At 67.0% G+C, this 14,340-nt stretch carries 13 protein-coding genes; 7 read left to right on the top strand and 6 right to left on the bottom strand.

Going from position 1 to position 14,340, the window contains the following annotated elements; all coding sequences use genetic code 11:
* The first annotated feature begins 253 nt into the window (after positions 1-253).
* The gene (locus DID99_RS13045; protein WP_044844388.1) at positions 254-484 is read left to right on the top strand and encodes a hypothetical protein; all 231 of its coding nucleotides are present in this window, start codon (positions 254-256) and stop codon (positions 482-484) included.
* 56 nt (positions 485-540) lie between these two features.
* On the opposite strand, the gene DID99_RS13050 is transcribed toward DID99_RS13045, so the two are convergent.
* From DID99_RS13050 to DID99_RS13060, 3 genes are all read right to left on the bottom strand, one after another.
* Positions 541-1,242 carry an MBL fold metallo-hydrolase gene (locus DID99_RS13050; protein WP_124666879.1) on the bottom strand — a complete coding sequence of 234 codons (702 nt, stop codon included), beginning with the start codon at positions 1,240-1,242 and terminating at the stop codon, positions 541-543.
* A gap of 145 nt (positions 1,243-1,387) precedes the next feature.
* Positions 1,388-2,158 carry an ABC transporter permease gene (locus tag DID99_RS13055; RefSeq protein WP_044844386.1) on the bottom strand — a complete coding sequence of 257 codons (771 nt, stop codon included), beginning with the start codon at positions 2,156-2,158 and terminating at the stop codon, positions 1,388-1,390.
* Between the two features lie 5 nt (positions 2,159-2,163).
* Positions 2,164-3,108: an ABC transporter ATP-binding protein gene (locus DID99_RS13060; protein ID WP_124521457.1), complete on the bottom strand. Its 945-nt coding sequence runs from the start codon at positions 3,106-3,108 to the stop codon at positions 2,164-2,166.
* Between the two features lie 417 nt (positions 3,109-3,525).
* Between DID99_RS13060 and DID99_RS13070 the strand changes: the two genes are divergently transcribed.
* The 6 genes from DID99_RS13070 to DID99_RS13095 all read left to right on the top strand — a co-directional run bounded on the left by DID99_RS13070 (position 3,526) and on the right by DID99_RS13095 (position 10,261).
* A complete protein-coding gene (locus tag DID99_RS13070; RefSeq protein ID WP_044844384.1) occupies positions 3,526-3,822 on the top strand; it encodes a cupin domain-containing protein in 297 nt (98 codons plus the stop codon).
* Between the two features lie 622 nt (positions 3,823-4,444).
* Positions 4,445-6,058, top strand: a complete 1,614-nt coding sequence (locus DID99_RS13075; protein ID WP_124666880.1) for a DUF2957 domain-containing protein — start codon at positions 4,445-4,447, stop codon at positions 6,056-6,058.
* Between the two features lie 71 nt (positions 6,059-6,129).
* Positions 6,130-7,383, top strand: a complete 1,254-nt coding sequence (locus DID99_RS13080) for a DUF2957 domain-containing protein (RefSeq protein WP_124666881.1) — start codon at positions 6,130-6,132, stop codon at positions 7,381-7,383.
* Between the two features lie 72 nt (positions 7,384-7,455).
* Positions 7,456-8,280: an OmpW family protein gene (locus DID99_RS13085; RefSeq protein WP_124485133.1), complete on the top strand. Its 825-nt coding sequence runs from the start codon at positions 7,456-7,458 to the stop codon at positions 8,278-8,280.
* Positions 8,281-8,403: 123 nt separating this feature from the next.
* Complete coding sequence (locus tag DID99_RS13090; protein ID WP_124666882.1) at positions 8,404-8,907, top strand: activator protein; 504 nt, start codon at positions 8,404-8,406, stop codon at positions 8,905-8,907.
* A 223-nt stretch (positions 8,908-9,130) separates the two neighbouring features.
* Positions 9,131-10,261 (top strand): hypothetical protein, encoded by a 1,131-nt coding sequence (locus tag DID99_RS13095; RefSeq protein WP_124666883.1) that lies wholly within the window; start codon positions 9,131-9,133, stop codon positions 10,259-10,261.
* Between the two features lie 76 nt (positions 10,262-10,337).
* On the opposite strand, the gene betA is transcribed toward DID99_RS13095, so the two are convergent.
* The 3 genes from betA to betI are packed head-to-tail and all read right to left on the bottom strand — an operon-like array spanning position 10,338 to position 14,147.
* Positions 10,338-12,038 (bottom strand): choline dehydrogenase, encoded by a 1,701-nt coding sequence (gene betA, locus DID99_RS13100; protein WP_124666884.1) that lies wholly within the window; start codon positions 12,036-12,038, stop codon positions 10,338-10,340.
* A 22-nt stretch (positions 12,039-12,060) separates the two neighbouring features.
* The gene (betB, locus tag DID99_RS13105; RefSeq protein ID WP_044844377.1) at positions 12,061-13,530 is read right to left on the bottom strand and encodes a betaine-aldehyde dehydrogenase; all 1,470 of its coding nucleotides are present in this window, start codon (positions 13,528-13,530) and stop codon (positions 12,061-12,063) included.
* A 32-nt stretch (positions 13,531-13,562) separates the two neighbouring features.
* Positions 13,563-14,147: a transcriptional regulator BetI gene (gene betI / locus DID99_RS13110; protein WP_044844376.1), complete on the bottom strand. Its 585-nt coding sequence runs from the start codon at positions 14,145-14,147 to the stop codon at positions 13,563-13,565.
* Positions 14,148-14,340 lie beyond the last annotated feature (193 nt).

The raw sequence follows: 14,340 nt of genomic DNA on the forward strand, positions 1-14,340 counted from the left end.
TGTGACTCCTTGAACGGGAAAGGGAAGATCCGCGACCGGCCGGCCATGCGGACGGCAAATCGATCGGTTACGACACTACGACGCGCGACGATCGCGCGAATCGACATCGGGCGAAAAAAAATCTCGATGCCCGATGACGCGGCGAGTCGCGCAAGCCGGTTGATTCCGGTACGGGGCGATCGTGCCGCGGCCCGCTGGAGCCGCCGGTCAAAACTGGTATGCTGGTCTGCATTACGTTCATGCGGAGGGCGCCATGGCAACGAAGGAAGTCTCGAAGAAAAAGTACCTGAAGATTCTGAACAAACGCCTGCGGGCCGAGCCGGATGCGCCGGCCGGCGCGTCGTTCGTGTTCTTTCCGCTCGGCGCGAAGGCCAAGCATGCGACGGGCGTCGTGGCCGGCGAGCCGCGCAGCAAGCGCGAACTCGCGGTGATGGCCGCGGTCCAGAGCAAGGCGTCCGCCGAATTCGTCGTGACCGGCGCCTGACCGGCGACGGGCGACGGGCTGCCGGCTGCCGGCTGCCGCACGCGACAGCGCGTGCGCTATGCCGCGGTCGCGTCGCAATGCGCGATCACACCGGCGATCACGCGCGCAATGTCGTGCGTGATCGCCGGGCCGTGCATCGGCAGGATGATGTCGAGATCGAGCGCCTGGATGCGGCGCAGCGCGCTCGCCAGGTGCGCGAGCGACGGCAGGTAGTCCGAGCGCGTGATCGCGTCGAGGATCGCGGGCAGCGGATCGTCGGCATCCTCGCGGCCGAAGCGCATCAGGATGTCCGACGACAGCAGCGCCTTGTACGCCGGCAGGTACACGACGAGCGAATCCCACTGATGCACGTGTTTCGTGAAGACCGGCACGACGTCGATGCCCGACAGCGTCCTCGGTTCACCGTCCGTCAGCGGAACCGCATGCACGCCGAACACGTCGGCAAGCCCCCAGGTACACATCGGATGCCCGTACGCGACGAGCGCCGGGTTGGCCGCGAGGAAGTCGGGCAGCGCGCCCATTTCGTCGGCCTCGAAGTGCGGGACGATCACGCTGCTGACCATCGACGGCGCGATGCCGATGGTGTTGAGTGCCGCGCTCAGTTGGGTGAAATTGGAACGGGTGCCTGTTTCGACGCACAGCACGTCGCCGTGCGTCGATCGTACGAAGAACTGGCTGAAGCTCAGGTTCAGCGTTTCGACGTAGGACGTGGCGCGAAACAGGCCGTCGCGGACGACGTCGATTCGGGAGGCGCTCATCGGGGATCCTCGCGCAGGGAAGGGAGCCGGGCCGTCCGCGCGTCGCGGGTTGCGGCGCGGCAGACGGCAGCAGTCGATCTTCCGATCCAGTCTAGCAGCGCGGCCCCGAATCCGCGAACCGCGGCGCCCCCTTGGCCGAGCCGCGTCAGTTCTTCAGCTTGTAGCCGGTGCGGAACATCCACGCGACGACTGCAAGCAGGATCGCGAGGAACAGCGAGGTCGCCGCGAGGCTGATCCCCACGTGCACGTCGGCCAGCCCGTAGAACGACCAGCGGAAGCCGCTGATCAGATAGACGATCGGGTTGAATAGCGTGACGATGCGCCACGCGGGCGGCAGCATGTCGACCGAATAGAAGCTGCCGCCGAGGAACGTGAGCGGCGTGATGATCAGGAGCGGCACGAGCTGCAGCTTCTCGAAGCTGTCGGCCCAGATGCCGATCACGAAGCCGAACAGGCTGAAGGTGATCGACGTCAGCACGAGGAACAGCACCATCCAGAACGGATGCAGGATGTGCAGCGGCACGAACAGGCCGGCCGTCGCGAGGATGATCAGCCCGAGCAGCAGCGACTTCGATGCGGCCGCACCCACATAGGCGATCACGATCTCCCAGTACGACACGGGCGCGGACAGGATCTCGTAGATCGTGCCCGTGAAGCGCGGGAAGTAGATGCCGAACGACGCGTTCGAGATGCTCTGCGACAGCAGCGACAGCATCACGAGGCCCGGCACGATGAACGACCCGTAGCCGATGCCGTTCACGTCGCTGATGCGCGAGCCGATCGCCGAGCCGAACACGACGAAGTACAGCGACGTCGAGATCACCGGCGCGATGATGCTCTGCATCAGCGTGCGGCGCGTGCGGGCCATTTCGGCGCGGTAGATCGCGCGGATGCCATGCAAATTCATGTTCGCCATGTGCGTTAGGTCCCTTGTGCGCCGTTGCGGCGGTTGTCGATCAGGCTGACGAAAATGTCCTCGAGCGAGCTCTGCGTCGTATGCAGGTCGCGAAAGCCGATGCCGGCCGAGCCGAGCGCGTTGATCAGCGTCGCGATGCTCGCGTCGTCGCGCTGCGAGTCGTAGGTGTAGACGAGCGCGTTGCCGTCATCCGCGCGTTCGAGCCCGAACGCGGCGAGATCGGCCGGCACGGTCGCGAGCGGATGCTCGAGCTGCACGGTCAGCTGCTTCTTGCCGAGCTTGCGCATCAGCTCGCGCTTCTCTTCGACGAGCACGAGCTCGCCGCCGAGGATGATGCCGATCCGGTCGGCCATTTCCTCGGCCTCCTCGATGTAGTGCGTGGTCAGCAGGATCGTCACGCCGCTTTCGCGCAGCGAGTCGACCAGCTTCCACATGTCGCGGCGCAGCTCGACGTCGACGCCGGCCGTCGGCTCGTCGAGGAACAGGATGCGCGGCTCGTGCGACAACGCCTTCGCGATCATCACGCGGCGCTTCATGCCGCCCGACAGCGTCATCAGCTTGTTGTCGCGCTTGTCCCACAGCGACAGCGCCTTCAGCGTCTTCTCGATGTACGCGGGATCGGGCGCCTTGCCGAACAGGCCGCGGCTGAACGATACCGTCGCCCAGACGGTTTCGAACGCGTCGGTGGTCAGCTCCTGCGGCACGAGGCCGATCATTTCGCGGGCGGCGCGGTACTGATCGCGGATGTCGTGACCGCCGACCGTCACGCGGCCTTCGGTCGGCGTGACGATGCCGCAGATCGAGCCGATCAGCGTGGTCTTGCCCGCGCCGTTCGGGCCTAGCAGCGCGAAGATCTCGCCGGGGCGGATGTCGAGGGTCACGTGCTTCAGCGCCTGGAAGCCGGACGCGTATGTCTTGGAGAGGTCGGAGACGGAAAGGATCGGTTGCATGCTCACGGATGGCACGGCCGGTCGGTCCGACGCTGCGCGCCGCGCGTGCCCGGAGCCGCCGCAGCGAAGCGGCGGGGCGGGGGCGGCATGGCGAACGGGCGTCATGTCGAACGGCGTTGTGGTGCGGGATCGCAGGACCGCCATATTAGCAATCGGAAGATGGAAATGCATTTCGACGGCAAGGACATGCGATGCCGGTGCGCGATTTGCGTGAAATGCGCGCGTTTGGCTCAACAAAGCGATGCTTTATTGGACTCGAGTGAACAATGCGCGCGATTTTCGGGCAATCGGATGACGCTCGCGTGAGCGCTTGGCGGCCGGCACGACTGTGCTGCCCGGTCGACGCCGCGCCGTACCGGGACGGCGTGCGCCGCGCTCGCGATAATGCGTTCCTCTCACGTCCCAGGAGCGGTGCGCATGTCTTTGATCGATTTCAAGTCCGTCGCGGCGGCTCAGGCCGTCGCATGGCAATCCACGATCGTCGGCGAAGTCGGCCCGGCCCGGATCAAGGTGCTGCGCATGGACGCGCAGCCGTACGAAGCGGAAGTGCACGATTACAACGAGGGGCTGCTGGTGCTCGACGGCAGGCTGATGCTCGAGGTCGACGCGCAGACGGTCGTGGTCGAGGCCGGACAGATGTATCTCGCGGTCGCCGGCACGCGTCACGCGGTGCTGCCGGGCAGCCACGGCACGCTTGCGATCATCGACGTGTGAGCGTGCGCCCTCGTGCGTGCGGCCCGCCTGAGGCCCGCACGCCGGGCCTCGCGTGGGTCGGGCGCCCTCGTTCGAACGCGCGTTGTACAGCCCCGGTATTTGTCTGAGCAAATAAAATGAAGGCCGTTTGAAAAATTGTCAAACGCCCTGCTCGCACTAGGCGCGCGCGCTTCGGCGCGTTTGGAACTCTGCATCCATTTACTTGTGCGTATCGTCCGATCATAGTCTCGACCAACGACGCATCACGATAACGAATCAAGCGTACGTATGGAGACCACACCATGAGACGCCTTTCCGAGGGGCCGGCCGGACGGCCGTTTTGCTGCTTTTCGCCGGATGCGGGCGCGACGCGAGTCGCGTGCCTGCGTCATCACATCGCGTTGCCGCTGTAGCGACGCTCCACTTCCCGTTTCGATTGCTCCGACGGTGCCGTGCCGCATGACGGCGCCGCCGGAGAGCGCTTGCCTGCCGCGGCGGTCCTGATCACCTTTGCCCGACCGGCAACGCGGCGCGCATTGCGCGCATCGTCATGCGCCGCGCGCCGTCGCGGCGGCGCGATACCAACCGGCGGGCCACGCAGCCCGTCCGGACGAGACTTGTCGTACCTCAAAAGGAGGGGTTGATGCTTTGCATTCCTGAATGGCGGAAGGCGATCCTTTCGTGCGCCGTGCTGGCGCTGCCGTTCGTCGCCGGTTGCGGCGGCGGCGACGATCCGGGCCCGATCAACGTGCCGCAGTGCTCGGGCAGCGCATGCGGGCCGAGCGGCGCCGAGACGACGCCGCCCGTCGTGAAGAAGCTGTGTCCGGATTCGCTCGACTACACGACGACCTACACGGGCGGCGCCGGCAGCGGCGAATACGTGAAGGTGAAGTTCGACACGACGAAGCTGACGTATCAGATGCAGTTCATCGAGTCGTCGGTGCCGACGTCGGCGGGGCAGGTCAACGACACGCGTGCGGGCCTGACGATCAGTGGCGCGTTTCACCATCCGGCCAGTCTGCCGACCGCCGAGCAGAACCGCTGCGCGTTCGTGCTCGACAGCGGCGCGACGAGCGACGGCGCGTATGCGGTGACGATCAATCGCGCGGACCCGCCGATGCTGTTCGTCGGCAACGGGGTGGTCGGCGGCGGGATTCCGGGCGCGACGATCGCGTTCGCCGGTCTCGAGCCGTTCCCGGGCGTCGTGCTCGGCACCGTGCCGTCGCGCACCTTCGATTTCTATCCGTTCATCGGCTTCACCGACACCGAAACCGACTTCTCGAAGGTCGCCGGCAACTACAACGAACTCGGCATCCACCTGTCGCCGGTCGGCGGCAGCGCGCAGAGCAGCACGGGCGCCGTCGGCTGGCAACCCGATGTCGTCAACTGGAACCAGACGTTCAATGCCGACGGCTCGTGCACCATCACGGCGGGCAGCGACTACTCCTGCCAGACCACCGGGACGCCGTGGGCGTTGCGCAAGAATACGGACGGTTCGTCCGACAACGTGTTCGTGAGCCACCCGGTGGCGAAGGCGGGCGGAAACCTCATCTATCCGTTCGCGGGGCAGGGCTCGGCAATCGTCATCGTCGCGCCGAGTCAGGCGAAGGGCATCATGATCGTCGGCAAGCTGAACGGCGTGCTGGTGCCGATCGTGATTCGCGTGGGCTACACGCATATCGACGCGAGCAACCTGCTGGCGTCGGTCGCCGATGCCGAGGTGGGGATCTCGATGCTGTCGCGGACCACGGCCGTCGGCGCGAATTCGCTGAAAGGCGGGTTCATCGGCGCAACGAGCGCGTCCGCGTGCGGCGTCGTGGCACCCAGCACCGCGACGTTCGCGATCGCGACGTCGGGGCCGAGCTTCAACAACAACGTCCCGCATCCGGATCTGCCCGGCACCTTCGACGGCACTTTCTTCCTGGCGCAGGCCGGCAACTGCAACGACGGCACCGCCGTGTCGACGATGGCCGCGAACTATACGTCGACGCTGTTCCAGGGCGCCACCGCTGCGTTCATCGATCCGCAGACGTCGTCGGTCACGTCGCAGTTCGCGCTCGACTACACGCAGGCGACGCCCGGCAAGATCAAGGTCACGGCCTCGCAGGACTTCGACGCGAAGGGGGCGAACGGCAACGTGGCGATCTTCGGCAAGGGTGACACGGGCTGGCTCGTGACGGCCGGCAACGTGTACGCGATGGTCGTCAACAACAGCAAGGTCAATCCGTTCTTCACGGTCGGCGCGTTCGTCCAGTAACCGCGGACTGAACCCGGAGCACCGGCGGCACACGCGTCGCCGCCGGCGAATCGAAATTCAAGAGGATTCCTATGAATGTGAAGCATTGGATGGCCGCGGCATCGCTCGCGCCCGTGCTGGCCGCCTGCGGCGGTGATGGCGACCCGCCGCCCGCACCGGTGGTCCGGCTGTGCCCGCAGGCCATCGACTACGGCACGGTGTTCGTCGGCGGCTCCGGCTCGGGCGAACTCGTGAAGGTGCAGCTCGACACGACGAAGATGACGTACCGGATGACCTACCTCGCATCGCCGGTGCCGACCACCACCGGCACCGTGCAACCGACGCGCGACACCGCGCCGGCCAACGTCGTCGACGGCACGCTGGCCGACGAAACGGGCCTGCCGACCGTGAAGCTGAACCAGTGCACGTTCCGGATGCAGAACGCGAGCCTCGACCCGAGCCGTCCGGCGCGCCTGTTCCTCGGCGAAGGTGTGCTCGGCGGCGCGATTCCCGGCGCGACGATCCAGTTCGACGGCGTGATCGGTGTCGGCAGGATTCCGAAGACGACATTCCCGTACTACCCGTTCATCAGCTTCTCCTCGCTCGAAACCGATCTGTCGAAGATCGTCGGCACGTACAACCAGCTCGGCTACCACCAGGTGCCGTCGCAGAACTTCCAGCCGGTGGCGCTCGACCAACAGGTGACGATCCACGCGGACGGCAGCTATGTCGAGACCGACAACTTCGGCAAGAAGAACGGCGGTCAGCCGCTCGCGTCGAGCGCGACCGTGAACCAGCCATTCACGCTGCGCGCGGACGCCCCGGCGTTCCAGTCGCTGAACTACCAGCCGCAGATTGCGCCGACGCTCGCCGCGCTCGATCCGGCGAAGGCCGGCAAGGGGATCCTGATCGTCGGCAAGCTGCGCAACCAGCTCGTGCCGGTTTTCATCCGCACGGGCGCCGCGAACGCGGACCTGACGCAGGGCCCGCCGAGCGCCGACGACGAGTCGGGCATCTCGTTCCTGAGCCCGCAGGCGGCGATCGCGCAGGGCTCGCAGAACGGCGAGTACACGGGTGTCGACAGCGCGTTCAACTATCGCGCGACCGCGCTCGTCGGTGCGCAGGCGACGCTGCTCGATCCGTTCAACGCATCGCAGGCCGTGCTCACGCGCGCGCTGAACCTCGATTACACGCAGAAGGTGCCGGGCGTCGTGACGACCGTGCACGCGGATGCGGCGTCGGGGCCGGCGACCGGCAAGTTCGTGTTCACCGGCGGCGTGTTCGGGTTCCTCGACATGGCCGATACGCGCAATCCGTACTTCACGGTCGGTGCGTTCGTGCAGTAACCGCGCATGGATGGAGACACGGCGGTGCCGCGCGCAACGGCGCGGTGCCCGGACGAAACGAGGGGAGACTTGATGAAGAAGCTGATTGTCGCGGGTGTCGTCGCAGGCGTGTCGACGCTCGCATCGGCCCAGCAGGCGGGCGACAACGTCGCGACGCTGGGCTGGTTGCACATCATGCCGCAGGATTCGACCAACGGGCTGACGACGAATCTCGCGAGCATGCCGATCAACGGGCCGCTGCGGCTGCCCGGTTCGTTCACGTCGCCGGGCACGAGCCTGACCGTCAACAACGCCGATACGGTCGGCCTCACGCTCACGCACTTCTTCACCGACCACATCGCGGTGACGTCGGTGCTCGGCGTGCCGCCCGAGTTCACGCTGACCGGGCACGGCGTGATCAGGCCGCCGGGTCCGGCCGGTTCGCTCGGCAACGTCGACATGGACAAGCCGGCGAACCAGCCGGCCGTGAAGAACGCGCGGCAATGGAGCCCGACGATCATTCTGCAGTACTACTTCAATGCACCGACCGCGAAGTTCCGCCCGTTCGTCGGGATCGGCGTGGCCTACAGCTGGTTCAGCAACATCGAACTGAACGGCAACTTCGCGAAGGACATCAACGAGAACCTCGGCAGCGTGCTCGCGGCCGGCGCCGGCAAGCCGGGGCCGACGTCGGTGGAGGGCAAGGCGTCGTCGTCGTTCACGCCGGTCTACAACGTCGGCGCGAGCTATGCGATCGACAAGCACTGGGGGCTCACGGCGACGCTGACCTACATGCCGCTGAAGACCTACTCGTCGCTCGTGATCAAGGCCGCCGACGGTTCGACGCTCGCGACCACGCGCACGCGGCTGAAGGCGGACCCGCTGATCACGTTCGTCGGTGTTTCCTACAGGTTCTGAGCCGTCCGGCGTGCATCGCGCACGCCGGCGGCTTCCTGCGACCGCGCGGCCGGGCGAATCCGGCCGGCGTGTCGCGTTCCTGGCGGCGTGCCGCCAATTGTGAAGAGAGAGGGGGCAGTTCAAATGAGCATTCGCAAACTCGTATCGCTTGTTGCTGCAGTGGTATTCACCGTGGTTTCGGCCGCGCCTGCTTTCGCCGTGACCGTTTCGCGCGTCGACGGGCACGCGATGAACCCGAACGGGGAACCGTTCTCCGCGACGGGCCTCACGGTCCTGGCCAAGGGGGCGATCAACGCGAGCTGCAACGCGACGTTCAACGGCACGATCAGCTCGACGGGCATCGTCAACATCACGTCGACGACGTTCGCGGGCGGCGCGACGTGCGGCCTGATCAGCGGCAGCGCGACCAGCGCGGCGCCGTGGACGGGGCAGGCCGACAGCACGACGCAACTGACGATCAACAACGCGAAGGTGACCGTGACGCTGCTCGGTACCTGCGGGCCGAGCAAGATCGTGACGACGTGGAGCGATCCGAACTCGTCGCTGACGTTCAACAACGCGGTGCTGACGCCGGACTGCACGGTCAGCGGCACGGTTGCCACGTCGCCGAAGTTCCACGTGCAGTAAGCGGCACCTGATCGAGGCCGGACGCCCGCGATGAATGAGGGCCGTGCAGGGATGCGCGGCGGGCGTTCCGGTTTCGCGATGCATCCGCGTCGTCGCGCGTAGCGGCGCGACGGCCGGCGGGCCGCCTGCCTCGTGATCCGAGGCGGGCGGCCGTGCAGGGGGCCGGTGCGGCGCATCGTGCCGCCTGCTTCGGCCGATACAAGACAACCATTCCGGACCCCCCATGCTTACTGACCCAGCGAAGTATGGCGATGCCCGCGGTGCGACGCTCGACCGGCTGCGCACGGCCGCGTGGCTGCAGTATCTGATCGAACACCTGAACGAAGCGGTTTGCGTGGCGACGGCCGACGCCGACGCTGGCGCTGACGCAACGGCCGTCCTGCCGGCGCGCGCAGCCCGCGGGCGAGCCGGCGTGAACCTGTCGCGCGAAGCGATCGCCGTCCTGCACGAACTCGCGCCGTGGATTGCAACGGACGGCGGCGGTTGCGCGTGCGACGCGAGCGATCCGCTCGGTGCCTGCCTGCACATTCCCGACACGGCACAGCTCGCGCATGCCGAGCGACGCTGCCGCGGATCGCGCGCGGTATTCGATTCGGCGCACGGCTTCGTCGATGCATGGGCTTTCGACGATCCCGACGACGGCTGGGCCGCGCTCGAGCGGATTGCCGGCGGTGTCGAACCCGGCGGTGACGATGGCGGCGAGCACGAAGTACGGGAACCATCCGCGAACGGCGAAGCACCGCCCGCGAAGAACCTGAGAGAACGACGCGCGGCCGTCGCGGCAGCTTGCGTGGCGCCGTCGGCGCAGCCCGGGGCGATCATCGACGCGATCGTGCTGCGCGTCTGCGGGCCGCGCGACGATGCCGCGCGCGTCGACGAGATGGCCGCGCTCGCGATGTTCTGCGCGGAACTTGCCGCCGGCAACGGGGTGTCCTTCGCTGCGTACGGCGGTCGGCACAACCTCGTTGCGCGCGCGATTCGCGAACGGCGCACCGATCTCGCGTCGATGGACGGTCTGCTCGCGGCGGTGTCCGTATGCCGGCTCGACCGGCTCGTCGGTGCGGGCAGCTTCTGGGCGTTTTACCTGCTGGCGGGCATCGTGATCGCGGCGCCGGGCATCGTGCGCGAATTCGCGCGGCGCTTTCACGGCGACGAGTGGCAGACGTGGCTCGATGAAGCGCTCGCGTGGCCGGCGGTCGGCCGCTTCGGACCGACGGAGAATGTCGCGTTCGATCGCTTGCGCGGCGCGATGAGCCTGATGTCGCGAACGAATCCGATCGTGCGCGCGAAACGCGTGCGGCCGAGGGCGGCTGCGACCACGCGGTTCAATACGGGCGGCGAGCGCGCCCGATGAAATGAAAAACGGCTCGCGGCGAGAACGCCGCGAGCCGTGCAGGTTGCTGCTGCGCCCGGGGAGGGCGCTTGCGCGGTTACGCCGTTTCCGGCTGCCGCACCGCCTTCGCGACATTGCGCGCCATCGCGCCGTTCGCGACGAAGTAAGGTACGTCGACACGCGCGAGCGGCTTGCGTCCGCGGATCTTGTCGGCGATCTTCTCCGCGATCATGATCGTCGGTGCGTTCAGGTTGCCGGTCGTGATGATCGGCATGATCGACGCGTCGACCACGCGCAGCCCGTCGAGCCCGTGCACGCGGCCTTCCTCGTCGACCACGGCCATGTCGTCGTAACCCATCTTGCACGAGCACGACGGATGGAACGCGGTTTCAGCGCGGGCCCGCACGAATGCGTCGAGTTCCTTGTCGGTCCTGCAATCGGCGCCCGGGTTCAGCTCGCGGCCGCGATAGCGGTCGAGCGCGGGCTGCCGCATGATCTCGCGCGTCGCGCGGATCGCATCGCGGAACTCGCGCCAGTCGAGCGCTTCGGCCATGTAGTTGAACAGGATGCTCGGATGATCGTTCGGGTCGCGCGAGCGCAGCTTCACGCGGCCGCGGCTCGGCGAACGCATCGAACCGACGTGCGCCTGGAAACCGTGCATCTCGATCGCGTTCGAGCCGTTGTAGTTGATCGCGACGGGCAGGAAGTGATACTGGATGTTCGGCCACAGGTCGTCGTCGCGCGTGCGGATGAAGCCGCCCGCCTCGAAGTGATTGGTCGCGCCGAGGCCGGTGCCGTTCAGCATCCATTCGAGGCCGATCTTCGGCTGGTTCCACCACTTGAGCGCCGGATACAGCGACACCGGCTCCTTGCACTCGTACTGGATGTACATCTCCAGGTGATCCTGCAGGTTCTGGCCGACGCCGGGCAGGTCGAGCACGACGGGGATGTCGAGTTCCTTCAGCCACGCGCCGGGGCCGACGCCCGAGCGCTGCAGCAGTTGCGGCGATGCGATCGCGCCGCTGCACACGAGCACTTCGCGGCGCGCATGCGCGGTCGCGCGCTCGCTGCCGCGCAGGTACGTGACGCCCGATGCGCGCTTGCCGTCGAACAGGATGCGGTCGGCGAGCGCGTGCGTGACGATCTCGAGGTTCGGCCGCGCGCGCGCCTGGTCGAGGTAGCCGCGCGCGGTGCTCGCGCGACGGCCCTTCGGCGTGACGGTGCGGTCCATCGGGCCGAACCCTTCCTGCTGATAACCGTTCAGGTCGTCGGTGCGCGGATAACCGGCCTGCACGCCCGCATCGACCATCGCCTCGAACAGCGGATTCACGCCCGGCTTGCTGGTCGTGACCGACACGGGGCCGTCGCCGCCGTGGTAATCGTTCGGGCCGACGTCGCGCGTCTCGGCCTTCTTGAAGTACGGCAGGCAGTCGAGATACGTCCAGTTCTCGAGCCCCTTGTGCGTCGACCAGTTGTCGTAGTCGAGCGCGTTGCCGCGGATGTAGCACATCCCGTTGATCAGCGACGAGCCGCCGAGCCCCTTGCCGCGGCCGCATTCCATCCGGCGGTTGTCCATGTGCGGCTCGGGGTCGGTCTCGTAGGCCCAGTTGTAGCGACGGCCCTGCAGCGGATAGGCGAGCGCCGCCGGCATCTGCGTACGGAAGTCGAAGCGGTAGTCGGGGCCGCCCGCTTCGAGCAGCAGCACCGTGACATTCGGATCTTCCGTCAGGCGCGTCGCGAGCACGTTGCCCGCGGAGCCCGCGCCGCAGATGATGTAGTCGTATTCGCGTGTCGTCATGACGGGGAATCTCCTCTCGTTCTCAAAACACCGGGTTGTAACGGCCGAGCTCGACCTGTACCGACTTGATTCGAGTGTAGTGTTCGAGCGTCGTGATGCCGTTCTCGCGTCCGACACCGGATTGCTTGTATCCGCCAACCGGCATCTCGGCCGGCGATTCGCCCCACGTGTTGATCCAGCAGATGCCGGCTTCGAGGCGGTGGATCGTGCGGTGCGCGCGCGACAGGTTCTCGGTCACGACGCCGGCCGCGAGGCCGTAGTGCGTGTCGTTCGCGCGGGCGATCACTTCGTCTTCCGATGCGAATTCGAGGATGCTCATCACCGGCCCGAAAATCTCCTCGCGCACGATCTTCATGTCGTCGCGGCAGTCGCCGAACACGGTCGGCGCGACGTACTGGCCGTTGCCGAAGTGGCCGTCGGTCAGGCGCGTGCCGCCCGCCAGCAGCTTCGCGCCTTCGGCCTTGCCGCTCTCGATGAAGCCGAGCACCTTGTCGAGCTGCGCGGCCGACACGAGCGGGCCGAAGTTGGTGTCGGCATCGGTCGGCTTGCCGACGCGGATGCGCTTCACGCGTTCGAGCACCTTCTGCGTGAACGCGTCCTTCACCGAGCCGTGCACGAACACGCGCGTGCCGTTGGTGCAGACCTGGCCCGAGCTGAAGAAGTTGGCGGTGACCGCGATGTCGGCGGCGCGGTCGAGGTCGGCATCCTCGAACACGATCAGCGGCGACTTGCCGCCGAGCTCCATCGTCACTTCCTTCAGCGACGATGCGCCGGCCAGCGACATCACCTTCTTGCCGGTCTCGACGCCGCCGGTAAACGACACCTTCGCGATGTCCGGATGGCCCGTCAGCAGCGCGCCGACCGAACCGTCGCCCTGCACGACGTTGAACACGCCGGCCGGCACGCCGGCTTCCGTATAGATTTCCGCGAGCTTCAGCGCGGTGAGCGGCGTGACTTCGCTCGGCTTGAACACCATCGCGTTGCCGGCCGCGAGCGCGGGTGCGGTCTTCCAGCAGGCGATCTGGATCGGGTAGTTCCATGCGCCGATGCCCGCGCACACGCCGAGCGGCTCGCGGCGCGTATAGACGAACGACTCGGCGCGCAGCGGCACCTGCAGCCCCTCGATCGCGGTCGCGAGGCCCGCGTAGTACTCGATCACGTCCGCGCCGGTGACGATGTCGACCGCGAGCGTCTCGCCGATCGGCTTGCCGGTGTCGCGCGTCTCGATCGCCGCGAGTTCGTCGTTGCGTTCGCGCAGCAGGTCGACCGCGCGCCGGAGGATGCGCGAGCGCTGCATCGCGGTCATCGCGGCCCATTCGCGCTGGCCTTCCTGCGCCGATGCGACCGCGCGGTCGACGTCGGCCGCGCTCGCCTGCTGCACCTGCGCGAGCAGTTCGCCGGTGGCGGGATCGAAGGTGTCGAAAGTCTTGCCGCTGGTGGCGTCGACGTAACCGCCGCCGATGTAGAGGCGCTGCAAACCGTATACGGACATGAGGATCTCCTTGAGGGCGAGTGCGCGACGCGTCAGTCGGACGCGAGCAGCAGGTCGATGTAATCGTGGGTGAGCTTCAGTGCAGCCCGGGTGTCGATCGGGCCGCCGGCGAGCGCGCCGCGCAGCCACAGGCCGTCGATCAGCGCGGCGAGGCCGCTGGCGGCTTCCCGTGCTTTCGCGCGCGGCAGCGCCTTGGCGAATTCCGCGCACAGGTTCGAATGGAGGCGCCGCGTGTTCACGTGCTGCAGGCGCTTGAGCATCGCGTCGTGCATGCTCTGCGACCAGAACGCGAGCCAGGTCTTCATCACGGGCGTGCTGACCTGCGTGACGTCGAAGTTCGCGGCGGCGATCGCGCGCAGCCGCGAGCGCGGGTCCTTGCGGGCGGCGACGCGGCGGCGCGTGGTGGCCGCCCACAGATCGCGCAGCACGTGCCGCATCGTGGCTTCGAGCAGGCCGTCCTTGTCGCCGAAGTAGTGGCTGACGATACCCGTCGAGATGTTCGCGCGCTGCGCGACCGAGGCGAGCGTCGTGCCGGGCAGGCCGGCTTCGTCGATCGAGCGCAGCGTCGCGTCGATCAACTGCGCGCGACGAATCTCCCGCATTCCGACTTTCGGCATCGCGACTCCTTCGCCCGGACGGGCCGTTCCTGGAAGCCGAGAGCTTAGCGGTTTTTTATTGACCGTTCAATCAATAAAAAATCGGGGTCCGACGGTAGATGGAAGGGTGGAGGAACCAAGCCGATGATGCCGCCGCGATTGTGCAGGTGCGGAAAAACCGATTGAAAGGTGGTTAAATAATTTGAAGTTTGTT

The sequence above is a fragment of the Burkholderia sp. Bp8986 genome, assembly GCF_003854225.1.
Classification (GTDB): Bacteria; Pseudomonadota; Gammaproteobacteria; order Burkholderiales; family Burkholderiaceae; genus Burkholderia.